The sequence below is a fragment of the Parabacteroides acidifaciens genome (assembly GCF_003363715.1).
GTDB classification, from domain to species: Bacteria; Bacteroidota; Bacteroidia; order Bacteroidales; family Tannerellaceae; genus Parabacteroides; species Parabacteroides acidifaciens.
Window position 1 is genome coordinate 1 of the sequence record NZ_QREV01000063.1, and the last position, 26,071, is coordinate 26,071.

At 46.8% G+C, this 26,071-nt stretch carries 23 protein-coding genes and 1 pseudogene; 6 read left to right on the plus strand and 18 right to left on the minus strand.

Annotated elements, in window-relative coordinates:
• Nucleotides 1-560: 560 nt before the first annotated feature.
• The 4 genes from DWU89_RS18015 to DWU89_RS18030 all read right to left on the minus strand — a co-directional run bounded on the left by DWU89_RS18015 (nt 561) and on the right by DWU89_RS18030 (nt 2,493).
• Nucleotides 561-785, minus strand: a complete 225-nt coding sequence (locus tag DWU89_RS18015; RefSeq protein WP_115501021.1) for a DUF4248 domain-containing protein — start codon at nt 783-785, stop codon at nt 561-563.
• Nucleotides 786-1,019: 234 nt separating this feature from the next.
• Nucleotides 1,020-1,769 carry a biotin--[acetyl-CoA-carboxylase] ligase gene (locus DWU89_RS18020; RefSeq protein WP_115501022.1) on the minus strand — a complete coding sequence of 250 codons (750 nt, stop codon included), beginning with the start codon at nt 1,767-1,769 and terminating at the stop codon, nt 1,020-1,022.
• The gene (locus DWU89_RS18025; protein WP_115501023.1) at nt 1,762-2,115 is read right to left on the minus strand and encodes an MmcQ/YjbR family DNA-binding protein; all 354 of its coding nucleotides are present in this window, start codon (nt 2,113-2,115) and stop codon (nt 1,762-1,764) included. The genes DWU89_RS18020 and DWU89_RS18025 overlap by 8 nt, the downstream gene beginning before the upstream one ends.
• 12 nt (nt 2,116-2,127) lie before the next feature.
• Nucleotides 2,128-2,493 (minus strand): YraN family protein, encoded by a 366-nt coding sequence (locus DWU89_RS18030; RefSeq protein WP_115501024.1) that lies wholly within the window; start codon nt 2,491-2,493, stop codon nt 2,128-2,130.
• A gap of 70 nt (nt 2,494-2,563) precedes the next feature.
• Between DWU89_RS18030 and DWU89_RS18035 the strand changes: the two genes are divergently transcribed.
• Nucleotides 2,564-2,791 carry a hypothetical protein gene (locus tag DWU89_RS18035; RefSeq protein WP_115501025.1) on the plus strand — a complete coding sequence of 76 codons (228 nt, stop codon included), beginning with the start codon at nt 2,564-2,566 and terminating at the stop codon, nt 2,789-2,791.
• Complete coding sequence (locus DWU89_RS18040; protein ID WP_115501026.1) at nt 2,788-3,231, plus strand: nucleoside deaminase; 444 nt, start codon at nt 2,788-2,790, stop codon at nt 3,229-3,231. The genes DWU89_RS18035 and DWU89_RS18040 overlap by 4 nt, the downstream gene beginning before the upstream one ends.
• A gap of 9 nt (nt 3,232-3,240) precedes the next feature.
• Here the strand turns inward: DWU89_RS18040 and fic are convergent, their stop codons facing one another.
• The 6 genes from fic to DWU89_RS18070 all read right to left on the minus strand — a co-directional run bounded on the left by fic (nt 3,241) and on the right by DWU89_RS18070 (nt 9,494).
• On the minus strand, nt 3,241-4,119 hold the full coding sequence (fic, locus tag DWU89_RS18045; protein WP_115501027.1) for a protein adenylyltransferase Fic: 879 nt from the start codon (nt 4,117-4,119) through the stop codon (nt 3,241-3,243).
• Entirely contained in the window at nt 4,116-4,373 is a 258-nt protein-coding gene (locus DWU89_RS18050) for a DUF4834 family protein (protein ID WP_115501028.1), read from the minus strand. The genes fic and DWU89_RS18050 overlap by 4 nt, the downstream gene beginning before the upstream one ends.
• Before the next feature lie 54 nt (nt 4,374-4,427).
• Nucleotides 4,428-5,132: a CDP-diacylglycerol--serine O-phosphatidyltransferase gene (gene pssA, locus DWU89_RS18055; RefSeq protein ID WP_115501029.1), complete on the minus strand. Its 705-nt coding sequence runs from the start codon at nt 5,130-5,132 to the stop codon at nt 4,428-4,430.
• A gap of 9 nt (nt 5,133-5,141) precedes the next feature.
• Complete coding sequence (locus DWU89_RS18060) at nt 5,142-5,804, minus strand: phosphatidylserine decarboxylase family protein (RefSeq protein ID WP_115501030.1); 663 nt, start codon at nt 5,802-5,804, stop codon at nt 5,142-5,144.
• Nucleotides 5,805-5,877: 73 nt separating this feature from the next.
• Nucleotides 5,878-9,144 carry a UvrD-helicase domain-containing protein gene (locus DWU89_RS18065; protein ID WP_115501031.1) on the minus strand — a complete coding sequence of 1,089 codons (3,267 nt, stop codon included), beginning with the start codon at nt 9,142-9,144 and terminating at the stop codon, nt 5,878-5,880.
• 5 nt (nt 9,145-9,149) lie between these two features.
• Nucleotides 9,150-9,494 (minus strand): translation initiation factor, encoded by a 345-nt coding sequence (locus tag DWU89_RS18070; RefSeq protein ID WP_115501032.1) that lies wholly within the window; start codon nt 9,492-9,494, stop codon nt 9,150-9,152.
• A 129-nt stretch (nt 9,495-9,623) separates the two neighbouring features.
• On the opposite strand from DWU89_RS18070, the gene DWU89_RS18075 reads away from it, so the two are divergent.
• Nucleotides 9,624-11,546, plus strand: a complete 1,923-nt coding sequence (locus tag DWU89_RS18075) for a sensor histidine kinase (RefSeq protein ID WP_115501043.1) — start codon at nt 9,624-9,626, stop codon at nt 11,544-11,546.
• Here DWU89_RS18075 and ispF read toward each other — a convergent pair.
• Both ispF and porV read right to left on the minus strand, forming a co-directional pair.
• On the minus strand, nt 11,524-12,000 hold the full coding sequence (gene ispF / locus DWU89_RS18080) for a 2-C-methyl-D-erythritol 2,4-cyclodiphosphate synthase (protein WP_115501033.1): 477 nt from the start codon (nt 11,998-12,000) through the stop codon (nt 11,524-11,526). The two genes, DWU89_RS18075 and ispF, sit on opposite strands and share 23 nt — an antisense overlap.
• 24 nt (nt 12,001-12,024) lie before the next feature.
• The gene (gene porV, locus DWU89_RS18085; RefSeq protein WP_115501034.1) at nt 12,025-13,203 is read right to left on the minus strand and encodes a type IX secretion system outer membrane channel protein PorV; all 1,179 of its coding nucleotides are present in this window, start codon (nt 13,201-13,203) and stop codon (nt 12,025-12,027) included.
• Between the two features lie 113 nt (nt 13,204-13,316).
• Here porV and DWU89_RS18090 point away from each other — a divergent pair, with 113 nt between their 5' ends.
• Genes DWU89_RS18090 through DWU89_RS18100 form a run of 3 tightly spaced genes read left to right on the plus strand, consistent with a single transcriptional unit; the run spans nt 13,317 to nt 16,097 of the window.
• Nucleotides 13,317-14,213 (plus strand): decaprenyl-phosphate phosphoribosyltransferase, encoded by an 897-nt coding sequence (locus DWU89_RS18090; RefSeq protein ID WP_115501035.1) that lies wholly within the window; start codon nt 13,317-13,319, stop codon nt 14,211-14,213.
• 1 nt (nt 14,214) lies between these two features.
• Entirely contained in the window at nt 14,215-14,814 is a 600-nt protein-coding gene (locus DWU89_RS18095; RefSeq protein ID WP_115501036.1) for an HAD-IB family hydrolase, read from the plus strand.
• Entirely contained in the window at nt 14,811-16,097 is a 1,287-nt protein-coding gene (locus DWU89_RS18100; RefSeq protein WP_115501037.1) for a DUF6080 domain-containing protein, read from the plus strand. Before DWU89_RS18095 ends, DWU89_RS18100 begins: the two co-directional genes overlap by 4 nt.
• Nucleotides 16,098-16,101: 4 nt before the next feature.
• On the opposite strand, the pseudogene DWU89_RS18105 reads toward DWU89_RS18100, so the two are convergent.
• The 6 genes and pseudogenes from DWU89_RS18105 to DWU89_RS21230 all read right to left on the minus strand — a co-directional run.
• Nucleotides 16,102-16,575, minus strand: a pseudogene (locus DWU89_RS18105) (PD-(D/E)XK nuclease family transposase); the annotation flags it as partial.
• A 106-nt stretch (nt 16,576-16,681) separates the two neighbouring features.
• Entirely contained in the window at nt 16,682-20,071 is a 3,390-nt protein-coding gene (gene porU, locus DWU89_RS18110) for a type IX secretion system sortase PorU (RefSeq protein WP_115501039.1), read from the minus strand.
• A 16-nt stretch (nt 20,072-20,087) separates the two neighbouring features.
• Entirely contained in the window at nt 20,088-20,702 is a 615-nt protein-coding gene (locus DWU89_RS18115) for a fumarylacetoacetate hydrolase family protein (protein ID WP_115501040.1), read from the minus strand.
• Between the two features lie 4 nt (nt 20,703-20,706).
• The gene (locus tag DWU89_RS18120) at nt 20,707-21,357 is read right to left on the minus strand and encodes a redox-sensing transcriptional repressor Rex (RefSeq protein ID WP_115501041.1); all 651 of its coding nucleotides are present in this window, start codon (nt 21,355-21,357) and stop codon (nt 20,707-20,709) included.
• Between the two features lie 49 nt (nt 21,358-21,406).
• Entirely contained in the window at nt 21,407-22,564 is a 1,158-nt protein-coding gene (locus DWU89_RS18125) for a PDDEXK nuclease domain-containing protein (RefSeq protein WP_187574948.1), read from the minus strand.
• 348 nt (nt 22,565-22,912) lie between these two features.
• The gene (locus DWU89_RS21230) at nt 22,913-25,969 is read right to left on the minus strand and encodes a DUF6383 domain-containing protein (protein WP_115501042.1); all 3,057 of its coding nucleotides are present in this window, start codon (nt 25,967-25,969) and stop codon (nt 22,913-22,915) included.
• Nucleotides 25,970-26,071: the final 102 nt, after the last annotated feature.

The window sequence follows — 26,071 nt, forward strand, 5'->3', positions numbered from 1 at the left end:
GGCCCGTCAGATGGGAATTACAGACGAAACACTGCCGAAAGACGAGATTAGTCAAACTGTTGAAAAAGAGCACGCTGACTCAAATCCATCTATTCCATTTTAGTAAAAAGGGGCACGAGGGGCACGTTAAAAGACCTTTTTCTAAACATTTATCATAACGCGAGACGAGATATACTACAGAAGAGCATATCTCGTCTTATATATTTATAAAAGTTACGGAAAAAGCCTTTTAACGTGCCCCTCGTGCCCCTTTTTTCGCTCCCGTCCGAAAAAAAACCGCCCCCTGTCCGGGAAAATATGGGACGGGAACGGAGAAATACGGAATAAAAGCTGATTTGTCGGTGAGCAGCAGAGGCCTCGTAGGGGCGGTTCGCGAACCGCCCAAAAGCCCCCTGTCCCCGCGCTTGACGCGGGGCCGCAAAAGAACAGGCCTTATCAATCAGCTGTTTATAGGGTCGGTTTTAATGCGATCCCGCGTCAAGCGCGGGAACAGGGCAGTTTTGACACATCCTCCTGAGATCTGCCGGGCTTACAGCCCTAAGACAACGTCGCACATTATCTCACGGCTCCCCCAAATGCTCCACAATGCAAGCAACCATTTTGGGGGTGAAGCAGCGCATTCCCGGGCGGTAGCCTAAGGTGGTCAGTTTTTCTTTCAGGACGCCTTGGTAGTTGATCCAGCGCCAGAGCTGCATGATGGCGCCACGGTGGGAAAGGTGGGGGTTGTACAGGCCGGCCAGTTCGCCTACTCCGTAGGCATGGATGCGGAAGGTTATTGTTGTCATTTTCTTGTGTTTTTAATTAATCAAATATACGGAATAAATCTCACATTATCAAATGTTTCCGGTGGTAATTGGTAATAAAAAAACAGGAATATCACCCCTTTTCGTCCATACCTCTTGACGTGCCATCACATTAACGTACGGGCAACGGCTTTATGGATAGAGCAATCAGAAAAATGCCGATCGGCATACAAAGTTTTGAGGATATACGGAAAGGTGGTTATGTATATGTCTCAGCTAAATAACCGTCGTCACCTCCTTAAAAGCATATCTCCTCCGCTCCCCGCCACGCAGTTGGAGGATCAGGTGGCCGGTTGGCTCGATTGCGTGGATACGGGCTTCAAAACGGCCGTTTTCGTCGGCATAGGGATAATAGCCGTCACCACGATATAAAGCTGCCATATAAGCCGCGCGGATCTCTTCCTCTTTCTCTTGCAGCAACAGGCAATAATAATTGAAGAAGATATGCAGGAAACGTTTCAGGACCTCTTCACGGTCGTACGTTTTCCCGGTAATTTGGGTGAGCGATACAGGATTAGGGGCATTGCTCCGGAAAACCTCCTGATTGATATTGAGGCCGATGCCGATAACCGAACAATACAGATGTTGTCCCGACAAATCATTCTCGATCAGCATGCCGCATATCTTACGGTCTTTCCAATAGATATCGTTCGGCCATTTCACCGTGACGGAGTCGATATAGCCGTCTAACGTCTCCTTGACGCTCAGGGAAGCGATCTGGGAAATCAGGAATTGGCGGTTTGCCGGAAGGAAATCGGGATACAGCAGGAGACTGAACATCAGGTTTTTCCCGGCTTCCGATTCCCATGAGTTCCCCACCTGCCCTTTTCCGGCAGTCTGGAAGTCGGCAATGACAAGGCTGCCCTCCGGCAATGCGTCCCCGGCAAGTAGCTCCCGCAGGTAGTTATTGGTTGAATTTGTCTCATTCAGCCGGATAATCCGCGGAGTTTCGTTCTCTTTATTCATTGTAGAGTTCTCTTGTTTTCTTCGGCAATTTGGCTATTACTTCACGGTAGGAATGGCGGATCCAGTGCTTGATCTCCTCATCCGGCATATCGCGGTCGAGATAGATCGTGTTCCAGTATTTCTTATTAAAATGATAGGCGCCTTCCACTGCCGCATAGCGTTCGCGCAGTTCCTCGGTGTAGTCGGTACTGCATTTCAGCGACACACACGGTTCATCCGCATCCAACGGCAGAAGCAGGAACATCTTTTCCTCTACTTTAAACACTAACGAAACATCGTCGAAAGGGAAACATTCCGTCGCATTCTTCAGCGACAGACAATATTCCCGGGCTTCTTCTATATTCATATATCTTTCATATTAGCGGCAAGGAGCATAAAACGCGTCTTCGATATGGTCGATTTCATAGTCCCCGCCTTTCTTTATCACGGTAATAATATCGAAACGGACCGGCAATTCGAGATTGAAAAAGCGGACATAGGCATCGGCTGCTGTCACGATACGGCGGATTTTGCCGTTATCCACAGCCTCCTCCGGCGCTAAAAGATAGTCATCCGAGCGGGTCTTGACCTCCACGACAACCAGTTCGCCGTCTTTCATGGCAACGATATCCAACTCGTAATGATGCCAATGCCAATTCGTATGGACAATCGTATAATCATGCTTTTCCAAAAAAACACGCGCAACGGCTTCCCCGTCTTTCCCTGTTTCGTTCCGTTTTGCCATCCTGTGTAATTTGCACAAATATAACGTTTTTCTTTTTTATTTGAGCTTTCAATCTTACATTTGCAGAACAATGGCATTGAAACGTAAATATTCGCCCCCTCAACCGAACCACCCGCGTGTGCACAAGGTTACTTTTATGCTCAACGACGATGAGCAGAAGGCTGTGGAGCGTTATCTTGCCAGGTATAAGATAGCCAACAAGTCCCGCTGGTACCGCGAGACGATCCTGTCCCACATACTCAAAACACTGGAAGAGGACTATCCGACCCTCTTCAACGAAAACGAAATGAGAAGATGATCAATCCTTTCAACGACGAATATTTCATGAAGCAGGCGCTGATAGAAGCCCGCGCCGCAGCTGCCGAAGGCGAAGTCCCGGTCGGCGCCGTCATCGTATGCAACAACCAGATCATAGCCCGTGCGCATAACCAAACGGAACGCCTCAACGACCCCACCGCCCATGCCGAGATGCTGGCGATTACGGCCGCCGTAGGTGTCTTAGGTGCCAAATATCTGACGGGATGCAGCCTGTATGTAACCGTGGAGCCTTGCGTCATGTGTGCCGGAGCCATCGGATGGGCGCAACTAAGCACAATCGTCTACGGAGCGACAGACGAAAAAAGAGGCTTCCGGCAATACGCCCCGAAAGCCTTCCATCCTAAAGCCATAGTAAAAACGGGCATCCTCGAAAAAGAATGCGCGGAAGAGATGAAGCGCTTTTTCCAGCAAAAGCGCTAAAAGGGCATATTATTCGTTTTCTTCATAATAATATGAATAATCAATCCCTTTCATAAAGATTTCACGGTCGTTGATCTTATCTGTCAAAGCATTCTTCAGTAACTGTTTCAGTACGCTGCTGTCTATAGAACTTCTTACCATTGCGTCCATGTAATCAGTTTTATTAATCTTGCTCCAATCCACACACTGTTTCAGGTGTTTCTTGAAAATCAAATCCAACCAAATACGCGTACTCCGACCATTTCCTTCCATGAATGGATGGGCTATATTCATTTCCACATATTTATCGACTATCTCGTCAAATGTGTTCTCTGGCATTTGTTCAATTTGCTTTAATGTGTTGCCTAAAAAGTGCGCCACTGCAAACTGAAAGCCGCCTTTCGAAATATTCTTCTGCCTTATTTTTCCCGCAAAGTCATATATCCCTCCGAAAATATAGGCATGGATTTGCTGCAAACTTTTCACCGTCCCGATTTCCGATTCCCTGACCAGGTTACTTTCAAAAAAAGAATATGCTTTTTTCTTACTCTGTCCGTCACTGCTGTTATCGCTATATGTGAACCAATCAAGAAACTTCAGGGCTTTGTTATTTGGGAAATGCTTGGCAAGAGAGATCACGCCGTCACTATCAAACGTATCTGTCAAATATTTCTTTCCATCAGGTGCAGTTAATTTCAGTTGGTGAGCGTCACTAACCAACTGACTGTTCTCTTTTTTTAATTTGTTCTTAAGATATTTCCAATAGTTACGGGCTTTTGTATAATCGTCCTGCCCGTTTAAAGCACTGACAATATCAATAACACTAAAATACCATTTCTCACGTTCGTCGTCCCATATAGCACGAACCTCGCGATCTGCAAAAAAGCGGATGGATATTTTGGGATTCATTTCACCTCCTCATAGTCGACATACTCGCCTTCGTCCTTGGCGAATATCTTTTTACGGGACACGGAAGAAGGTTCCTCGTACGTGCTGCTCCGTCCGGAGGAAGAAGAGGTGGTTGTTTGACGGCGTTGCCCTCCTTTTTTCCCGCTGCTTCCGCTGCCAAACAGGATATTTTTGAACGTACGCAAGATTGAGAATCCCATCAGGAATACTAACAGGATAAAGAAGAAGAACATTACAAACAAAAATTTAAACATACTCCGTCACTTAGTTGGTTTTTATTACACAAACACAAAGATACGAATTCTTGTTTATCTTCTTTTGTTAAAAAAAGACAAGGCGATATAGAGTATAATCGTTCCGGCAATACCCAGAACGCCAAAGAGAGCCACAAAGACCACCGCGCCGCCTACCAGGATGTAGCGAAGTTCGTTGCCTTTCCACTTTAACGACTTGACCTTTAAAGAGAACATCGGGACCTCCGAGACCAACAACAAAGAGAACAGAATCGCTAAAACGATTATCCCGGCAATAAACCCGATGTTGTCCACCGGAATGGAAGCCCGAAACGCATATCCGATAGAAGCCCAGAAAAGGGCATGTGCCGGCACCGGCATACCGATGAAAGAGGTCGTTTGCCTTTCGTCGATATTGAATTTGGCAAGGCGCAACCCGGAAAAGACAGGTATCACTAAAGCCAAATACGGAATATAAGGGGCGGCGTTTCCCAAAGCGGGAACCGTCACACAAGCTTGCTCCAACAGCCAGTAGGCAATCATCCCGGGGGCCACCCCGAAACTAACCATGTCGGAAAGAGAATCCAGTTCCTTTCCCATCGGAGAATAGGCATGCAGGGAACGGGCGGCAAAACCGTCGCAAAAATCAAAAACAGCCGCCACGACAATCCACAGGGTTGCCATCGGCAGGTTGCCTTTCAACGCCATCACACAGGCGATGCAACCTGATACAAGACTGCAACAGGTCACTAAATTAGGTATACTTTGTTTGATGCTCATTTACTTCTTTTATTTTCCCAAGCGGGCTATCGGAGTCTGGTTACCGGTAACCTTCTGGTCCATTTCAACCAGTACTTCCGTGCCTACAGGCAGGTAGACATCCACACGGGAACCGAATTTGATAAATCCCATCTGCTCGTCGACGTGGCATTTGTCGCCGACTTTGGCATAAGTTACAATACGTCGCGCCATCGCTCCCGCAATCTGCCGCGCCAGGACATCTATCCCGTTGCGGGTCGTAATCACAACGGCCGAACGTTCGTTCTCCGTACTGCTTTTCGGCAGGTAGGCCGCCATGAAACGTCCGTTCTGATGCGATACGTGCTTGACTGTCCCGTTTACGGGGAACCAGTTGGCATGCACGTTAAAGACGGACATGAATATCGAGATTTGCAGGCATTCCCTATGCAATATCTCGTTCTCCTTCACTTCTTCAATCGCCACGATCGTCCCGTCGGCGGGAGCAATCACCAAGCCTTCCGAATCGTAGGGGAAGCGACGGAACGGGCTGCGAAAGAAGTTAAGTACCAATAAGAACAGGACAGTGGTGACAAAGGTTGTGCCGTAAAAGACCCATCCTTTGTTGACAGTATGATACAGCGCAACGTCCACAATAAAGAATATCGTGAAGAGCGTTAACAACAGACCTGTTCCTTCTTTATGTACTTTCATTCTGTAATCTAATCGTGTATTTTATCGTAAGAATCTGCAAAAATATTCATTTTTACCGAATAACAAAAATATATCACCCTTTCACAGCTTCTATTTTGCTTAATTCGACATACCAGAGGAAACCTTCCACCTCCTTATATCCCATCTGGCGGATCAGCTTCAGATAGTTGCGAATCTGGCTATGATAGCGTTGGTCTGGATGTTCCCCGAATTTATAGTCGACAACAACAACCCGGTCATCGGTAATCATCACACGGTCCGGACGCTTCGACAGCCCGTTTCCGAACAGGATGTCGACTTCGTTCAACACGCGGGCCGTCCCGTCATACCAGGGTGCGGCATCCGGCATATTCAACAACTCTTCCAGGCGGGAGATGAGCGCCGCCGCTTCCGTCCGGTCGATCACGCCTTCCTGGCGATAGCGTTCAACGGCCTGGGGGATATCTTTCCGCGTACGGATACGGCTCAACACCTCATGCATCAGGGCGCCATGCTTCCGGCGGGCATTATCGAAAAAGAATCCTTTCCCATGCAGGAGCAGTTGCAAGCGGTCGTCCGGAGAGATCGAGTTCATGCGGCTCATTCCGACCTCCTGCATACCTGTCTCTTCGGTCTTGGCAACCGGACGCCACCAGTCACCCAACTCGAACACACCTCTTCCGGTATCAAAAGATGCCGGCAACGAGATCAGTCTCTCGCCTGCCCGGGTATCGGAGACCTCCGTATGCAGACCTGCCCAGAGGGCATCCGTCAAAGAGGATATCTTTTCCACCTCGCCTGTTTCTTCCTTGATCTTCTTCGGACGCGGGGAGAATACGACCAACTCTTCTTTCGAGCGGGTAAAGGCGACATATAACGTGTTTAAGTTGTCGATAAAAGCGTGTAACCGCTCTTTAAAGTAATCGGCGGCAAAGATTGTCTTCGCTAACGACTGACTGTAACGCACGGGGACCAGATGCAGGCGGTTGAATGGCATCTCCTCCGGATGACACCAGAGGATCACAGGCTTCGTCGGCTTATGGTCGATTTCCCAATCGCCGAAAGGTATGATCACAACCTTAAAGCCTAATCCCTTCGACTTATGGACCGTCAGGATGCGAACCGCGTTCTGTCCGTCAGGCGTGGCAATCGTTTTCCGGCAACCTGTATCATCCCACCATTTCAGGAAACGGCTCAGGTCTGCGCTTTCCTTCTGGGTATATTCGGAAACCATATCTAAGAAAGCCTGTACAAAGACCTGCTCGTTCGCCGGAAAGTCGGCGGAAAAGAGGCGGAACAGCCCCTCCGTTATCTCATACAGCGACTGGCGGGAAAGCCCTTGCAGGGCCGATGCGATCTCCGGCGGGAAGGTCTTTGCGCGACTTCCGCATTCGATGCTGTTCGTTTGCGACCCTGCATCGGGTGCGGGAACAGCGTTCAGTATCCAATAGGAGTACAAGGCGATCTGTTCGTTCGTCCTGTCGTCCGGGTTCTTCAGGTAGCGCAACAGGGAAACTAAGAAGCGGACCGCCGTCGAACCGCTAACAAACAACGCCTCATCGGAGATTATATCGTAGTTATAATGGTCGGAAGGATGTTCTTCCTTATATGTCAGCAACGTATCCGCCACCTGCGCCCCTTCCTGGTTGGTACGGACGAGAATGGCGATATCTTTCAGGGCATATCCGTTGTCCTGCAGTTTTTCAAGTACGCCCGGCAGACGTTCCAGCGCCTCTTCCTTCCAGTCTTTTTCGTCATCACCGGAGAGGAATTCGATCCGCACATGCCCCTCTTTCTCCCGGAAAGGCGGAGGAACCTGTTGGAAACTATTGTCGTAGGCGGACATGATCTTGGTAAAATAGGCCGCACGCTGTTCTTCCGTCAGGGAAGAGGCGGAAAGGGCTTCGTTATACATCCCCTGAAGCACGCCGGGCAATGTCGTGAAAAGGGCATTGTTGAACATCACGATATTCCGGCAACTGCGCCAGTTATCCTTCAGGGTCTCTTCGCGGACCTCTTCGGGCGAGAAGTCGGCCTGCACCTGCTCATCGAGCAGCTTCCAGTCGGAATTGCGGAAACGGTAGATACTCTGTTTCACGTCTCCCACGATCAGGTTATCCCGGTTATGCGCCAGGCTTTCTTTAATCAGCGGACGGAAGTTATTCCACTGCATCCCGCTGGTGTCCTGGAACTCGTCTATCATATAATGGTCGACGTGCGTACCGGTCTTTTCATAGATGAAGGGGGCATCGCTCCCACCGATCACCTTATTCAACAGTTCGGTCGTGTCGGCTATCAGCATCACATTCTTTTCTTCCCGGTAAGCCGCGATCTGGCGGGAAACATCCGTCAGGATTCCCAATGTATAGTAATAGCGCACAATCTCACGGGCCGTATTATAGGCGGTCAGATCACCGAACAAGGCGACAATGCCTTTGATACAGTCGTTCAACCCGTCTTCAAAAGCACATCCGATGATTTGCCGGGCGCCGAGCGGGGTCGTCTTCGTAAAGCATCCGTCCAGGTTGTCTGCCAGGCCGATAAAGGTGGCTGACGGTTCCTTCATTTCCCCTTGCGCCAAGCGGTCGAAAAGGGTCAGGGGCGAACGGCTCCCTCCCTTGAAGTCCGTCGGTTTGAGTGCGTATTTAGTCAGGATCGCCAAACCGCGTTCCCCCAATTCTTTAGCGGCAGTCTCCACAGAACGGATGATGCCGTATAGGGCGTTCTTATAGTCATCCAGTGCTTTCTTATCTTCTATATCCCGGCCGACTTCTTCACTGAAGGCCTTATAGCTCTCCTTAAAAACTTCCCGGCTCAGGGACATGATGTCTTTACGGAGATTCCACTCCCCGCCGTTCTCTATCTTGTCTTCCGCAAACCGGAGCAACCAACCTAACAGATCCTTGCTCTCGGGCTTTTCCAAATCCGACAGCAGGTTGTCGATAGCCGTAGTCAGGACCAGTTCCTGGTCCATCTCGATGCCATATCCTCCCTGCAAGCCAATCTCGCGGGTAAAGGCACGCATAGTCTGTTGGAAAAAGCGGTCGATCGTACTGATATTAAAGGCGGAATAGTCGTGCAGGATATCGATCAGTATCTTTGCTGCCTGCTTCCGGACCTGCGTTTCCGTGAGCGAATAGGTCGAGCCGAGCAATTCCACATAATCCGATTTCTTGCCGGAGGCTAAGTTATACAGTTCATCGATGATACGGGTCTTCATCTCGTCCGTCGCCTTATTCGTAAAGGTCACGGCAAGAATGCGGCGGAAAGCGCCCGGCCCGGTGAACAACAGGGTCAGGTATTCCCCTGTCAGTTTGTGTGTTTTCCCGGCTCCCGCCGAAGCTCTGTAGACAGTCAGCATACGGTTTAGATTATACGGCTCTTGACGTAGCCTTCCTTTTGTAATATCTCCAGCACCTTCGGACGCAAGTCGCCCTGCACAATGATTTCCCCTTCCTTGGCGGAACCGCCGACACCGCATTTCACTTTCAGGAATTTACCGAGTGCCTCCAAATCGGAAGTCGTTCCGCGGAAACCGGTCACCAGTGTCACGGCTTTTCCGCCCCGGTTCCTTTTATCTAAAGAAATACGCAACTGCTGTTTCTCTTTCGGAAGTGTGTCTTCTTCCTCTTCATCACCTGTATTATATTGAAAATCCGGGTTGGTGGAATACATAACCCCCAGACGCTCTTTCCAGTCGTTAGTCTTCATATTTACTCTTTTCTTTATGGGTTCAAATCTACAAATTAACACCGGGATAAACAAGATTACAAACAATAATACCTATATTTGCATAAACTTTATGATTTTCAAGCACCTTTATCATTTTGCCAATCGAATATGAGAATAACAGGGTATTTATTCACATTTCTTATTCTTCTGATATGCAGGCAGGCACGGTCCGCCCAGCATACAGATGAAGACTATGTGCTGGTAGTACATTCTATCAACTTTAATGAAACCTGGACACATCAAACCTATGAGACCATTCAAACCCTGATCACCCAGGAAGGACTACAAGTCAAGGGAGAAGAGCTACAGATTCCGATAATCAAAGACACGACAGAGATTCTGAATAAGTTGGCCTATCTACGGGAAGAATACCCGCTCCCTCCCCGGGCTGTCGTCTGCATCGGCGATCCGGCATGGCTCGTCATACGCCCTCTGTTCGATAACGAATGGAAAGGCGTTCCCAGTCTGGTTTGCTATTCGCGGGGCATGGTCCCACGAAACATAAAAGATATGGTGGAGCGCAAGCTCGACCCCCAGGAAGCCATGGTCCCGACATCCACAATCATAAAAGGGTACAATGCTATAACACTGAGCCAGCCGCTTTATATCCGGGAGACAATCGAAATGATGCAAAAGATGCAACCCGAACTGAAGAAAGTCGTGTTTGTGAACGACAACCGCTACATCAGCATCCTGACCCGCCAGGAAGTGCAAAGCGTATTGGAAGAGCAATTCCCGGACCTTCAGTTAGACGTACTCTCATGGCCACAGCTTTCGACGGAACATCTGTTGGATACGCTCACGACCTACAGCAACCAAGATGCCGGCATCATCTATTACTCCTGGTATGCGGCAAGCCAGAAAGGAGAGAACCATTACCTGATCGACAACGTACAGAAAATGACAAACAGCTTTTCCAATCCTCCCGTCTACGTCATTAACGACCTCGACATAGAGGGAGGTAACTTTGCCGGAGGGCATTATATCTCGGTTGAAGACTTTAACAAGACTGTCATCACCTATCTGCTGGAAATGCTGAAAGGCAAGAAGATAGATAACACACACGAACATATGGCCGGGACTCCCAGGACATATCTGAATTACCAGCACCTGTACAGGCATGGTATTTCCCCGTCCCGCTATCCCCAGAATGCTGTCTATTTCGAACAGCCCCCTACATTCCTGGAGAAATACAAAGTCCAGATTATCTGCGGGATTGTCATCCTTATCCTACTGATGTCTGTTGCCTTCCTGCGTATCCGACTGCTGATCCAGAAACGGAAAACGGAAGAAGAACAACGGGAGAAAGAAAAGATAGAAGAGGCAAACCGCCTGAAAACGGCATTCTTAGCGAATATGAGCCACGAGATACGTACGCCGCTGAACGCAATCGTCGGCTTCTCCAACCTGATCGCCCAGGGAGAATGCCCGGAAGAAAACCGGGAAGAGTTCTGTAAAACAATAGAGACAAACAACGAATTGCTCCTGCAGCTTATCAACGACATCCTCGACCTGTCCAAGATAGAAGCGGGCAAACTGGACTTCATATATAGCGACATAAATATTTCCGAGATGTTCAACCACCTGATGCAGGTGTTCCGTGACAAAACCAAACCCGGCGTGGAGCTAATATGCATCCTGCCTGAAAAGCCTTACGTCATCCATTCGGAGAAGAACCGGCTGATGCAGGTTATGAGTAATTTCCTGACAAATGCCTGTAAGTTCACATTTAAAGGTTCCATCACAATGGGATATGAGGAAACAGAAGGAGGATTGCGTTTCTATGTAACAGATACGGGGAAAGGGATTGCAGAAGAAAACATCCCGCACGTATTCGAGCGGTTCGCCAAGTTCGACACCTTTATCCAGGGAACGGGACTCGGCCTCTCCATTTGCAAGACTATCATAGACTGCCTGAAAGGAGAAATAGGGGTAAAATCGAAGGAAGGGAAAGGAAGCACTTTCTGGTTTACGATCCCCTGCGAGCCTGTGTCGGACGCAGACTCTCTTACTTCTGAATCAAGACCGTAGCGTAGGCGGCGATTCCTTCCTGCCGTCCGGTGAAGCCTAACTTTTCGGTGGTTGTCGCCTTAATGGATATATCTTCGACATCCACTTGCAGGACTTGCGCCATCACCCGCTTCATTTCGGGGATATGCGGATTCAGTTTCGGACGTTCGGCTGCGACTGTCGCATCTATATTGCCTAACGTATATCCGGCATCACGAAGCAACTCCATCGTATCATAAAGAAGAATCTTGCTGTCTATATCCTTATATTCACCAGCCGTATCGGGGAAGTGGTAACCGATATCGCGCATATTGGCCGCCCCCAAAAGGGCATCGCAAATGGCATGGATCAACACGTCGGCATCACTATGGCCCTGCAAGCCCAACGTATGCTCGATCTTCACTCCGCCCAACCACAAATCGCGGTCCGGCACTAACGCATGCACATCATATCCGAATCCAACCCGTATCTTCATCTTCTTTTAACTTTCAACTTTCAATTACCGAAACAGATTCTTAATCCCGTCCATATCGAAGGACAGTGAGAAACGAAGTGTCTGGTCCAACGGGTTCTGCGGAACGGTACTGATCAGATAAGCGGCATCCAACTGGAAAACGCTCATACGGAAACCGGCACCGACAGAGAAATACTTACGGTTACCGACATTCGCACTCTCGTAGAAATAACCGCCACGAACGAAGAATTGTTCATTGTAGCTATATTCGGCTCCGACCGAAACCATCACCTCTTCCAATTCGCCCTTAAAGCCGTTAGGAGAATCGCTAAACGACTTAAACATACCGGAGATACTGGACAAAGCCTTGTAGTCTTCCTTGCGGGTGGTAAACTCTTCATCCGTCTCTCCGTCTTTCTTCTGCGGAACGGAAGGAACCATATATTTACTTAAATCCAGATAAACGCCGATACGGTTATACTCGTCAATAGGATAAAGCAAACCGGTACCCAAAGCTAACTTGGCAGGAAGGAACATATTGTTCGTACCTTCGTCATACGAAATCTTACTACCGATGTTCGACAGGTTGAAACCGAAACTCCACAAAGCTTCCGCACTGCCCATCATCACATACTTCTCCAAATATCCGGAGATATCGGCTGCAAACGCATTGCCGGCATGCTTCAACTCATTCGGGTCGACACCCATATCAGAACGGATATAACGCAAAGCAACCGCCATTGAATAGTTTTCCGACAACTTACGGCTATAACTCACGTCGAACGCCATCTCATACGGGTTTGCATAAATAGGCTGGTCGCCGATGTTTTCATACTGCGGCACTTCACCTAAGGAGAAATAGCGCAAAGAGGCACCAACCGCCTGCAAATCATTATCCCCTATTTTATAGTAACCGGACATATTCACCAATGCCACGTCGTTGACCAACTTGCGCAACCAAGGCGTATAAGACAGATTCACCCCTGCCTTGCTATACATAAAAGCATATTTGGCCGCGTTCCAATATTGTGAACCGATATCCGGCAAAGTGGAAACACCGTTATCACCCATTCCGCCGCCACGCGCGTCAGGAGCGATAATCAAGGAAGGCACAGCCATTTCGATAGGTGAATATTTAATATCATCACCTTCCGCCCACGCTGTTGCGGAGATGAAAAGACCAAGCAATATAACGAGTGTCCCGATTCTGAATTTACTTATCATACGTTTTAATTTAATTGAACCCTGCCGGCAGTCCTTCGCCGACTGTATTATAAACTGAATAATCCTAACTTTATTGTATGCTCGAATAAAATTCCTACTTTTGCCCTTTGAGTATGAAAGATATGCAATCGACAGGCAAAGTTAAAGCATTATTTCTTTTGATGCGCCCTTCCCAATGGGTAAAAAACATCATCTTGTTTCTCCCTCTGTTCTTTGCGCAGGAGATAGGGGCTTTGGACAGGCTGCAAAACGTTGCGCTCCTGTTTGCCGGTTTCTGTATGCTTACCAGCGGCGTCTATGTGTTCAATGACTTAATGGATGCGGCGGAAGACCGCCTGCACCCCGCCAAACGGTTCCGCCCGATTGCCGCCCGCAAGGTATCGCCGGTAGAGGCTGTCGGTTTCATGCTCCTTCTTTACGGCATAAGCGCTGTATGCTTCAATTTTATACATACAAGTAGCAACCTCATCTGGTTGCTGGCGGGAGGATATATCCTCCTGAACCTGGCTTACACGCTTTACCTCAAACAGGTGCAGATCATAGACGTCATGATTGTCGCCTGCGGTTTCATCATCCGTCTGGAGGCAGGAGCGACGGCAGGAGACATCGAGTTGTCCCATTGGCTGATCATTATGACTTTCATCCTCTCCCTCTTCCTCGCCTTTGCCAAGAGAAGGGACGATTTGCTTAATTTCATGGAGACGGGACAGGTTTCCCGGAAAAATATTACCGGCTATACGATCGACTACCTGAATGTAGTCCTGTCGTTCCTCTCCTCCATTATTGCCGTGACCTACATCCTGTACACCCTTTCGCCGGAAGTGACGGCAAGGAGCAGCGAGTATCTGTATGTCACGATCCCGTTCGTTCTGGCAGGAATCATGCGATACCTGCAAATCATCCTGGTGGAAAAGAGTAATTGTAACCCGACCGATATATTGTTGCAAGACCGGACGTTGCAACTGACTGTCGCGGGTTGGTTCGTCGTATTCGCTTTACTTATTTACTGATATGCCAATAGCTGTATTCGACTTTGACGGAACGATCATCTCCCGCGACTCCTTGCCGGACTTCCTGATGCGGACTTGCGGACGGACGGCGTTCATCCTCCGTCTTCCCCTGATAATCATATTGAAACTAACAGCCCTGACAGGCATCCTCTCCACACACCGGGCGAAAGAACTTGTCTTTTCATCCTTCCTTCGCGGAATGAGCGTAGCGGATTTCCGGCAAGCTTGCCTGCGATATGCCGCCCGCATACCGGAGTTGGTTTATCCTGCCGCTTTGGAAGAGATTCGAAAGCACCAGGAAAAGGGTGACAAAGTCGTCATCATCAGCGCCTCCGTACCTGACTGGATACGTCCTTGGGCGGAAACAGTCGGAATCCGGCAGGTGGAAGGAACGGAACTGGAGGTCGAAGGCGGTGTCCTGACAGGACGTTTTTCCACACCCAACTGCAAAGGGACCGAGAAAGTCCGCAGGCTTCGCAAGCTATATCCGGACGTTATTTCCGAGACTTTATATGTGTATGGCGACAGTTCCGGTGACAAAGAACTGCTTGCCATTGCCGACGTTCCCCATTATAAACCATTCAATAAACGACAAAGATGACGATACCTTCCTGCCTATCCACCCTGCTGCGCGCACTCCGAATCGAGTGGAGAGAGACGAGACGAACCCTGTTTCCGCCCAGTTGGACAGAGGCCGGACTCTTTCTTTTCTTCTTCCTTCTTTATGGGATAATCGGCTACTATATGCTCTTTTACACAGAGCTGATAGACGTTCCGAACGGAGGGCCGGGCAGCTATTTAGGCTATGACAACCTGTTCCACCTGCATACACGCGGAGGGGCGTTCGACGTCAGCCATCCGTTCTTCAGCTTGTTTCATTTGTTGAAAACCCTGTTGATAATCCTGTTGACAAGCCTGTTCAAAGAGAAAACCGGCGGTATTATCTGTCTGGTGCTGATGAACCTGTTGATAACCGGCGGTCTGGTGCTGATCTATCGTTACCTGAAACAGATTGTCCAGGTCTCCACCCGCCGTGCCTTACTGCTCACCGGATTTACAGGTTGTTTCTTTACGACTGTCGTCTTGTCGTTCACAACCGAAAGCTATCCGTTCTCTTTCTTCCTGCTTGTCTTTTCCCTGTTAATACTCTCGAGGGAATATAAACTGACAGGATATATAAAGGGACGGACCATCCTTTTCCTCTCTTTCCTCTGTGGAGGAATCACGATTACAAACGCAGCCAAACCGGCAATGGCGGTATTCCTGAACAAAACGCCTTTCCTGCATAAGATACGGACAGGCTTCAAAGTGATGCTTCCCTTCGTCGTTTGCGTAGCCGTCATCATGGGCTTTTACACGCTTAAAGCAAAGTTGTTCGCTCCCGAAGGGCCTTCCCCGATCGAAACAACGCAACAACTCGGACAGTATTTCATCCACGACGAAACATTCAGCAAACAGGCTTTGATCGATTTCTGGGGAAACACGATCATGAGTACGCCTCTGACGCAACAACAGGTCGGCCACGAGGTAGTGCTGCGTCCCAGCGAATATCTACATAGTTGGAACAATGCGGTGGTCGTGCTCCTGTTAGTGTTGGTGGCGGCCTCTGCCTTGCTCAACCTGCGAAACAAGTATGTGCAGCTATTGCTTATGTATCTGAGCATCGACTTCGTAATCCACTTTATTATCCGCTACGGAATGAACGAAGCCATCCTATTCGGCGGCCACTGGATGTTTGCCGTCCCGATGCTGTTAGGCTGGCTATACAACCGCCTCCCGGTCCGCATGTACCGGATATTGGACTGGACTGTCATCGGCTTCTTTGTCCTGACTGCCACCATGAATACGTTGGAGTTTATGCGGTTGTGGGAGGAAGTGGGGTAATTGTTTACAAGGCAAGGATTTCTTCTTTGGATAAGCCCGTACAGTTTACAATGGTGTCTACATCCAACCCTGTGCGTTTCATGTTTATAGCTGTTTGACGCACTCCTTCTGCAAGACCTTTAGCCTCTCCTGCCGCTAACCCCTCTGCACGACCTTTCACCAGACCTTCTTCCCGACTGGCGTCAAGAGCGGAGAGCATATCGCGTTCGACAGCCAAACTCAGTTCGTATTCCAAACGTTCGTTGGCAGACATCCGCTCGATTTCCACTATGCTTTTCAACTTGCGGAACAGCTGGTTGTTCAGTTCTTCTGGTAAACGGTCCATTATATCTATATTATTCAACACATACAGCCATTTAAGATAAATGCTATTGCACTCCGACAAAGGTAACACAAATTTCGGCATTTCAAAATACACTTCATTCAAGGTTTCACTGAAAGGGACCTTCAATTCGCGATCCATTCGCACCACATCCCAACGGTATTTATGGGGTAAGCTATCCTATAGCCTGTTGACGGATGGGTCATAGGCTATATTTTTTCGGACGGGAATCATATTTTTTCGGACGGGAACGAAAAATATATTACTCACCTAATATTATCAACTTCTTCGCAGTCGTTGCCTCTTTGGAGTTATTGGTGCTGATGGCTGCCCGGTAGATATAGACACCGGGGCGCAGGCGTGCACCAGCTCCGTCGGTCAGATCCCAGGAGACTGAATAGGCACTGAAGAGATCGGACGTGCCGCTTTCTTCATGTTTCCAATAGAGACGGCCTGCCAGATCGTAGACCATGATACCTACCCGCATCCGGCTTTCCGGACGGTTATGTGTGATATGGAAGGTCACTTGCCCGCGTGCGGGACTTGGGGTTGCTACGACATCGACCAGATTGGGCTTCAGGCCTTCGACAACTTCAAAGGTGAAGGTCCGGACAGTCGAATTATTCAAAATATCCCAAACCCAAAATTCAGCCGTATGCATACCCGGCTCTAATGCCGGAATCGAGAATTGGACAATACCGGCTCCCTCTTTACCCGACAACAAGTTATAATAACTGTTGAGGTTATAACTCAGAAGAGGCGATCCGTCTATCACCAGCATCATATCATGTCCGACACTGCTACCCGTAATATTCACGCCGCTCTTGTCCCACAGCTCAGCAACAAAATAGGGAGTCGTGTTTACTTTTCCACCATCCACAAAAGCGGTGTCATTCAGATAGAGCAAACGTATTTCAGGACCGATCGTATCGGTATCCGCCGTTTCGGAAGTACCTCCGACAGTGAAGTTATCAAAATTACCTTGCGCCTCATTGCCGCTCTCGGAATCGACGGCATACAGGTTCATTTTTCCCTGCAACCCGGAATAGGAGATGTCTTTCGGAACAGTAAAGGTAAAGCTGAACTTACCGTTACGCACGGAATCATTTCCAATAAAAAGAGTATTCGGATAATCGGTAAAGTTAAAAGGAGAGTCTTCCGTCTTATTATTATTTAAACAAGTAACGGTCACCTTACTGTCTTTTACCGTTGGATTCACAACGCCTATAAAATCAGTAACCAATGCGCCCGAAGCATCCAGCACTTGCCCTTCGACCGTTATCTTTTCCAATGCTCTGAAAGGAATTGCCTCGCCGTCAGCGGTTTTTCCGTTGACAGATGTTACCTGCATACGGTATTCAGGATAGTTCAACTTCATGGCCGGATCACCGATCAAGCAAAAACCCAACTTATATCGGTTCGTATTAGATACATTTGCAAGATCACATTTCGTTTCTTTTATTATATCCCCCAATGTACGTCTCCGACCATTTTTCTTTTCAAACATATTACGAATCAGACGACTGTTAATATAAGCATTATGAGGAACATATGCAACACGAACAGTCGTAAACAAAGCTATGCCTCCACTCTTTGCATTTAGGAAAAGGTCTTCTCCTGCAGAAGTAGCCAGATCATCGAAACGGGTAAAATCACAAGTTGCCGTTATCCACACTGGCAAATTAGAATATGTAAACTGAGCAATATCTGTTTGTGTCAAGACCTTTTCATCACTCAAGGCAGTCGTTCCGCCGTGTCCGGTGTAATTAACCAGAAGCAGACCATCTTTCAATAATTTCTGCAGGTTTGTACGAATATCCGGATAACCGTTTTGCCCCCCGGTCACATCTTTCTTATAGGCATCGAAATAGAGTTTATTTACCAGGAATTCAGGATGATCAACGGCCAAATAATCTGCCAAAGTATCTGCTTGAACCATGTGATATTGTGCAAAGCCATCAGCATTACTACCATCGTCAGCCAAGAAACAAAGATTGTTCTTCCAAACACCTGTTTCTTTATTATCTATATAAGAGATAACCTTGTCCACTGCCTTAGTTGCTTGATCAACAGTACGGATTGGGAAACGACCAATACCAATATTTACTTTCTTTGACGCAATATCCTCTTTGTTATCAGCATCATCCAAAAAGCCAAAATAGTCATCAACTACATAAGAGAACTGGTTCAACGACTCCTTTGTCTGATACGTCAGCAACATATTACTCATATCAACCGATTTCCAAGCAGAAGTAAGTTGTCGGTTATCATACGAACCGTCTCCGAAGAGCAGAAGATATTTGGGAGCGTCGGCTTCCGAAGTCTGACGGTCGTAGAACATTTTCATAAAACGGCGATAGGCGGTTGCGTCGGGTGTGCCACTGGAAAACTCGTTATAGATCGTTTCCGGAGCTACGACTTGGACTGTCAGGTTGTCTTTTGTCCGGTGCGCTTCAGCCAGACGTTCCGCTTGGGCAGCCAAGCCGGGCTGGGCAATTATAATCATGTCCTGTTGAGCCAAAGCATGGAGGTTCTGGTTTGCGACTTCGCCAACCGTTTCGGGCGCTTTTATCTGGGAGGGTTTCACAACAACGAACTCGCGCAAATCCATAGAGGCGGGAATCGTAAACGACAGTTCTGTCCCGCTCAAAGTCGTTTCCATCTGTTGCGGGTTGATGCCGTCGGTTACATCAAACACCAACGTATTTGCATCTGCGCCCTGGATAATGAAGCGGGAGGCGTTCCCTCTTGTGGCAAGGCTCCGGAAAAAGGTGTAAGCATCATACGCCTTCAATTGCCGTTTCATCTGCAGACGGAAAAAGTTCAGGCGCACGTTCTTATGCCCGGTTGTATTATATTGAATATCGATGTTTACTTTTTCATTCTTGTCGGCCGTCCAGTTTGCAGTCTCGTAGACTTCTGTCGCCACGACATATTCATCGGATGTTCTATAAAAGGTTCCTGAAATCAGCTGGTTATTATCAACACTCATCGTAACGCTGCCCGTATTGCCACTCGCACGTGCAATAAACGAAAGGGTGGCTTTCCCAGCATCGTTCGTAATGCCGGGAATCGTGACCGTGTAAGAGCGCGACAAGGTTGACTCGAACGAGTCGCCGTACAACTCACGGCCCGAATTATTGACAGACACCACGTCGTCGTCCTTCACCATATAGTCGTCGAAGGTCGTCACCTGCAAAGTCGCCCCGTCGGCAGAAGTTGCCTTTTCCATCGTCCGCCCGGCAGTCTCCTTTTCGGTCACGAAGTAATATCCGTAATTGGAATAGGGATTATTGGTGTGGACAAAGGAAGAAGAAGCATATTCCCATTTACGCGGTCCTTTCCCATAGAACAAAAGGTAATCCGCATTCTTCCACACCGCCACTTCCGGCAGATCATCCACATAAGTCTTAGAGAAATCTTCATTAAGCGGCCAACCGCCATACCCATAGACGGCAACCTTGTCGAGGTTAGAAAAGCCCATTTTCTTCAGATCGGCCAGCGTCAGCTTGTAGATACCATCTTCTGCCACTTGTATCTTCACCCACTTTCCGGAGCTAAGCACCGATTGGGAAGCATAACGGCTACCGTCCGCCCAAGCAGAAGCCAGCAGACCGAATACAAGCAGCAGGGTATATAAGATTCTCTTCATATGTTCTTTTTCCGTGTTATCTCACAAAGAAATCCAGCAGCTTCTGCTCGCCGATATATCCCTGCAAGTGGTCGTCTATCTTGACCGGCCCCACGCCTACCGGGGTTCCGGTGTAGATCAGGTCGCCTATCTTCAGCGTAAAGAAACGGCTGACATACGCGATGATCTTGTCGACCGGGAAAAGCATATCTTGTGTGTTCCCCGCCTGGACGGTCGTCCCGTTAATATCCAGGTGGAAAGGAATGCGGTTTATATCGCCCACACGCTCCACGGGAATAAACGTCCCGAGAGCAGCCGAATTATCGAACGCCTTACTGATCTCCCAGGGCAGGCCTTGCGCACGCAGTTTGCTTTGCAGGTCGCGGGCTGTAAAGTCGATCCCTACCGTCACCTCGTTGTAATAACGGTGGGCGAAACGTTCGGCTATGTTTTTTCCCAGCCGGTCTATCTTTACGACAATCTCCGTCTCATAGTGTATCTCCGAAGAGAAATCGGGTATAAAGAACGGCTTGCCGTCCTTCAGCAACGAAGAGTCGGACTTCATAAAGATAGTAGGCTCCGATAATTCTAACGAATGATGCAGCTCTTTATTGTGGGCGGCATAATTCATTCCTACGGCTATTATTTTCATTATGTCAGTGATTGATTGAATTCAAGCGGTTGAACATGACGGCAAGGTGGGCGTACATGGAGGTGTTCTGCACCACGATATCCTCCGGAACGCGTATCCGGAAAGGGGTAAAGTTCCAGAGCGCCTTAATGCCTCCGGTGATGATATGGTCGGTCACCTCCTGCGCCTTATCCACCGGGACGGTGATCACGCCGATTGTCGCTCCGAACTCCTTTTGTTTGGCGGGAAAATCATCCATATGATAGACCGGAATACCGTTGATCCGGGTTCCCGCAAGCTCCCGGCGCACATCAAAGCCGGCGACAATCTCCAGTCCGTACTGTTTCAGACCGGAGTCTTGCAACAAGGCTGCACCCAGACTACCGACACCGAACAGGAATGCCTTATGCTGTGCCGTGAACCCTAAGAAATCTTCCAACACGTCCACCAGCGTACATATCTCATATCCCACACGTGTCTTCCCCGAAATATTCACAAAAGAGAGGTCTTTCGCCACCTGGCTGGGGTCCACATTTATCTCTTTGGCAATCTGCGTAGATGATACAAAAGTCTCCCCTCTCCCCTTCATCAACTTCAAGAAGGCAAGATACCAAGGCAGCCTCCTGAGCGTAGGCTCCGGTACTTTCCAAAGTTGTTTCATTTCATCGTTAGCCATTCGTCCATACGTATTGATGTAGCTCACAAAAGTACAATTTTTTTTCTTATTATTCTTGTTCCGCTCTTTTCAAGAAGTTTTGCAGTTGCGCTTTATCAGGCAAACAAAGCTGGTAAGTCGAAACGAAGAGAGAATTATCCATTCCTGCAAGTGCATATTCAACCATTTTTTCACCCTTGCGAGTACATAGCAAAATGCCAACAGGCGGATTGTCACCAGGCTGCATCTCATTTTCTCTATAATAGGAGACGTATGCATTGAGTTGACTGAGATAACCGTGCTTAAACTCATCATTTTTTAATTCGATAATTACGTTGCAGTGCAACAAACGATTATAGAAAACAAGGTCTGCAAAATAGTAACGATCGTCTATAATCATTCGTTTTTGTCTTGCCTCAAAACAAAAGCCCTTACCGAGTTCAAGCATAAACTCTTGGAGGTGTAGTATAAGACTGTTCTCCAAATTATCTTCACTCACATAATCCTTGGTGTCTAAACCGAGAAACTCCAATGCGACCGGGTCTTTCAGTTGAAGTATGGTAGTTTGCTGCTTCGTTGTTTCAGCCAACTTAGCCATTATCTTTTCGGGTGACTTGCTCAATCCGACTCTGACATGAAGATTAGTTGAAATCTGACGGCGCAACTCTTTCACACTCCAAACATTTCTGATGCACTCAAATTCATAGAAGAAGCGGATTAGAGGATCATCAACTGTTAAAAGTTCAACAATATGCGAGAAAGAAAGGCGCGTAATAATTGTATCAGAAGCAGTCATGAATTTGTCCGACGACATCGGACTTTTTGTAATAGCAGATTCTGATGCTACATCTATTTCCAAAAGAAAAGGCATTGCACTCAATTTGTCCGACAACATCGGACAAATTTCCACAATCACTTCATTTAGCTGCGGATAAGTCAAATAGAATTTACGCGAGTTCTTTAAAAGCGTTGTATTCACGCCTTTGATGTTCAACTTCTCGACTATACGATGCAACAACTTTTCTCCATACTGAGCGCGATCATTGCCCTGCTGTTCATACTCTATAATATATCTACCGAAAAGCCAATTTCTAACCGTTGCAAACCTATTAACCGAATTCACAGCAGAAGTTTGCAAGGTGGAGTGGATCATTGAGATACACTGTGCAAGAGAATCAAAATTGAAATTCCCCAATATATTATCGTTATGTGCGACTGTCTTTTCCATGTATTAATGTAACGTGCAAAGGTAGTAAGAAAAAAACGAAACAATTAGCATACCCTACAACCCGTTTTCGATTATTTACTACTATTTGTATTTATGCCTCCAATTTAGCAACAAGCTATTGCAAAAAAACCTCCCCGGTACTACCGCCAGGGAGGTTTCATTTTGTGTCTGCGTTTTCTCTTCACAGGGATACTTGCAGATGAACTTTTTTAATTTTTTTACTTTAGTATTAATATCTACCGCTTGTTCACCTGTCACAGGATAATTAGCCCGAAGGCTGCACGATAAATTATAGAATTATATGATTAAGAGAGACGGAGCACACTCCGCCTCTACCTAATATCTGTTTTATTTAACGATAGCTTTAACAGCTTCTTCGCCTTCAACAGCTACAACAACTACACCAGCCGGAGCAGCGATTGTTGCGTCGCTTGAAGTGATTACTGTGTTAGCAACTGTCTGGCCTAAGATGTTAGTGATAACAACTTTCTTGCCAGCAGCACCTACGATCTGAACACTACCATTAGCAGCGATAACTTTCACTTCTGTTACGGAAGGAGTTACTTCGTTAGCAGTCGGAGTTTCCTGAGCTTCCAAAGTGAAGTTGTTACCGTTTGCATAACCAGCTTCCAAAGAGATAACAGTGTTAACCTGTTTTACATAATGGCCTGTTGCTACGTTCTGGATTTTGAACTCACCCGGAGTAGCAGTTGTCTGGAATGCAAAGGCAGCACGATTCTGAGCGCCATCTTTACCACCAATTACCATTGTATCAGCTTTTGCATAAGGAGCAACAACCAATGTGTCACCTGTTTCAAACGGCTGTTTAGCTTTAGCAAATACAAGTTTCTTAGCATTTCCTTTACCATCAGCAGCCAAAGTATTCATCATATAATAACGAGCACCTGCAATAGTATCTTCCGGAGTCAAAACACCAGATGTTGCCTGAGTCGTTGAAATATAATATGTAGGCATTGCTGCATCATGTGTACATGCAGAATCAATATACAGAATAAAGTTATTAGCTGCATAAGCAGGATCTGACTTCAGCATTGATTCACCAACACCGCGTAATACAGCTGCACCATCAGCATTTGTAGTAATAGCCAAAGATGTATTATTTACAGACTGTACTCTATAGTGACCAGTTTCAACTGTTGTATATTTCGGAGCTTCCGGAACATCCAATACGAAATATCCAGTAGGCAATTCGTTAACATCAGAACCAACCAATAAATCATTAGAGCCAATTACTGTCAATTGATGTCCCATAGTCCACAAACTATCAGCCTTGAAACCAACAAAGTTATTAGCTCCAATTTGAGCTGTATCTACCGGCAATATCTGATATTGGCCTTCGCAATTCAGGCGGAAAATAACAGCAGTAGCTGCACTATCAGCAACAGCATTATCACCACGATCTTGGAAATCACTTAAAGCGAATGCTTTAGCATCTTTATCCCAAACCAGATATTCTTCTACGCTATTATCACCATAGTTGTTAACCATCAATTGATAAGCACGACGATTCAAACCTTCCGCAGCATTATAAGTTACATCTTTATCCTTACCAGCGGCATCTGTTACAGCTTTCAGTTTGAACTCAATTGCATCAGTAACATCTTCAATTTGACGAACATGCAACAATGAGTCAGCTCTGTTAGCAACAACATACAAGTTTTCAACACCACCAAATGCAGTGAAACGCAGACGAACTGCCAGATTGTCTAATTCTTCAGCTGTGAAGTGTTTATACCCCAAGAAAGCATCATCTTCATCTACATCAGCAATAGGTTTGATAATCAGTGTTTCATCACCATATTTATACTCATCGGCTGTTGAAGTTGTATACAGAGTCTTTACAGCCATATAATCTTTAAATGTTGCACCATTTTCACGATTTTCAATGCTATAGCGACCTTTTGAGCCAGAGAATCTCCACTGAGTATAAGGTACTTCTTTGCAAGCCTTTACACCAGCCGAGTCATAAGCCAACATAGTTGCATAATTGTCACCATAAACTAAACGTGCTTGATAGAATCCACCATTCTTTTTCTGGATAGAATAAATACCTTCCGGTAAGTTAGCCTTAATGCCATCACCTAATGTGATATATGGCAACTGATAGTTCTGTTGGTTAGCTTCAAAAACGACAGCAGAATCCAATGCCGTAAATACAGGAGTATTACCTGTACCAATTACATAATTAGCCAAGAATGCTGCATTTTTAGGAGCATTAGCTGCAGGAGGTGTTGCAGGATTAGAGAAACTGTTTCCTGTTTTTTCTGTTCCAATAGAGGGCAAAGAATCTACTTTGATAATCAAAGAATCCGCATCTACTTTACTAATATTTTTATAGATAAAGAAACGGTAACTACCCATTAAACGGCCGACTGCTGCTGAATCGGCATTCCATGCAGTTGCATCCCATGCAGAAGATACCATCGGTACATTACTTCCATTCGTTGACTGAATTGAGTCATAAGTAAGAAATAAGCCTTTAGGGTTAACAGAGTCTCTCTGAGCAACACCCGGAATAAAAGTTGTATCGACAACTAAGAACACGTTATTATTCTTCTGATATTTACCATCTACTTTCGGTGCATGTTCCCGATCCATAGATTTACCCTTTACCTGCAGAAAAACGCCAGCTGGATTATTCTGATCATCTGTTGAAACAGATTTATAAGCGATGAATTCGTTAATCATCGGATCTTTACTTTTATCCGTATAATTACCCAATACATTCAGTTTAAATGATCCGTTCAACTCTTCGTTCAACATCTCTGCAGTCATATAAATTTCAGCAGGAGTATAAGGACGAGCACCAAGGTCCTTCATATTGCTATCTGTACCTTTTACAAAGGTAACAGCTCCTTCCTTCACTACACCAGAAGTTCTTGGCAAATCCAAGACATAGGGTTTATTTTGTGCATCATAGGCTACCAATGCTGTATCAGATGCAGCATCACCAATCAACCAAGTAAATGAAGAGATTGCACCTTCAGCTTCAGGATCAACCAAAACTGCTGTTTGGTCTTTATTGTCACCTGCATACTTTACAGCCAAAGTTTTTCCAGTAAACTTATTCTTAAATGTATAGGCAGCAGGATATGGGGCCTGAGTTTTAATAGCAATCGGCTCCCATAAAGCAGAGTCTGTAGAAGCGGCCATGCTAGCACCGGTTTCCACTGTTTTTGCATACAAATAGAATTTACCTTCATCATTTTTCTTTATAGTCAAGAAAAACTTGTTAGCGCCATCTGAAGCACCGATGTGGTAATAGTTACCCGTCGCCACTGTTTTAGCAACTTCAGCAGGTTTTGGAGCATCCCAAGTTTCAGCATTAGCGAAACCAGATACGACCAAAGCTGCTGCTACAAGAGTAGAAAACTTTTTGTTCATAATCTAAATAATTTAATTAATAATACTATATATAATGAAATTCAGTTCTTTACGTCCCTTCTTGGGATCGTCTATCGAAATGACGAGAGAAAACGTACGTTT

Coding starts and splice junctions, on each gene's coding strand:
- DWU89_RS18070 (WP_115501032.1), bottom strand. CDS start 9,494: ATGAAGACTAACGACTGGAAAGAGCGTCTGGGGGTTATGTATTCCACC.
- fic (WP_115501027.1), bottom strand. CDS start 4,119: ATGAATCCCAAAATATCCATCCGCTTTTTTGCAGATCGCGAGGTTCGT.
- porU (WP_115501039.1), bottom strand. CDS start 20,071: ATGAAGAGAATCTTATATACCCTGCTGCTTGTATTCGGTCTGCTGGCT.
- DWU89_RS18125 (WP_187574948.1), bottom strand. CDS start 22,564: ATGGAAAAGACAGTCGCACATAACGATAATATATTGGGGAATTTCAAT.
- DWU89_RS18030 (WP_115501024.1), bottom strand. CDS start 2,493: ATGGCAAAACGGAACGAAACAGGGAAAGACGGGGAAGCCGTTGCGCGT.
- DWU89_RS18120 (WP_115501041.1), bottom strand. CDS start 21,357: ATGGCTAACGATGAAATGAAACAACTTTGGAAAGTACCGGAGCCTACG.
- DWU89_RS18090 (WP_115501035.1), top strand. CDS start 13,317: ATGAAAGATATGCAATCGACAGGCAAAGTTAAAGCATTATTTCTTTTG.
- DWU89_RS18060 (WP_115501030.1), bottom strand. CDS start 5,804: ATGAAAGTACATAAAGAAGGAACAGGTCTGTTGTTAACGCTCTTCACG.
- DWU89_RS18040 (WP_115501026.1), top strand. CDS start 2,788: ATGATCAATCCTTTCAACGACGAATATTTCATGAAGCAGGCGCTGATA.
- DWU89_RS18075 (WP_115501043.1), top strand. CDS start 9,624: ATGAGAATAACAGGGTATTTATTCACATTTCTTATTCTTCTGATATGC.
- DWU89_RS21230 (WP_115501042.1), bottom strand. CDS start 25,969: ATGAACAAAAAGTTTTCTACTCTTGTAGCAGCAGCTTTGGTCGTATCT.
- pssA (WP_115501029.1), bottom strand. CDS start 5,132: ATGAGCATCAAACAAAGTATACCTAATTTAGTGACCTGTTGCAGTCTT.
- porV (WP_115501034.1), bottom strand. CDS start 13,203: ATGATAAGTAAATTCAGAATCGGGACACTCGTTATATTGCTTGGTCTT.
- DWU89_RS18035 (WP_115501025.1), top strand. CDS start 2,564: ATGGCATTGAAACGTAAATATTCGCCCCCTCAACCGAACCACCCGCGT.
- DWU89_RS18095 (WP_115501036.1), top strand. CDS start 14,215: ATGCCAATAGCTGTATTCGACTTTGACGGAACGATCATCTCCCGCGAC.
- ispF (WP_115501033.1), bottom strand. CDS start 12,000: ATGAAGATACGGGTTGGATTCGGATATGATGTGCATGCGTTAGTGCCG.
- DWU89_RS18100 (WP_115501037.1), top strand. CDS start 14,811: ATGACGATACCTTCCTGCCTATCCACCCTGCTGCGCGCACTCCGAATC.
- DWU89_RS18015 (WP_115501021.1), bottom strand. CDS start 785: ATGACAACAATAACCTTCCGCATCCATGCCTACGGAGTAGGCGAACTG.
- DWU89_RS18025 (WP_115501023.1), bottom strand. CDS start 2,115: ATGAATATAGAAGAAGCCCGGGAATATTGTCTGTCGCTGAAGAATGCG.
- DWU89_RS18050 (WP_115501028.1), bottom strand. CDS start 4,373: ATGTTTAAATTTTTGTTTGTAATGTTCTTCTTCTTTATCCTGTTAGTA.
- DWU89_RS18020 (WP_115501022.1), bottom strand. CDS start 1,769: ATGAATAAAGAGAACGAAACTCCGCGGATTATCCGGCTGAATGAGACA.
- DWU89_RS18065 (WP_115501031.1), bottom strand. CDS start 9,144: ATGCTGACTGTCTACAGAGCTTCGGCGGGAGCCGGGAAAACACACAAA.
- DWU89_RS18115 (WP_115501040.1), bottom strand. CDS start 20,702: ATGAAAATAATAGCCGTAGGAATGAATTATGCCGCCCACAATAAAGAG.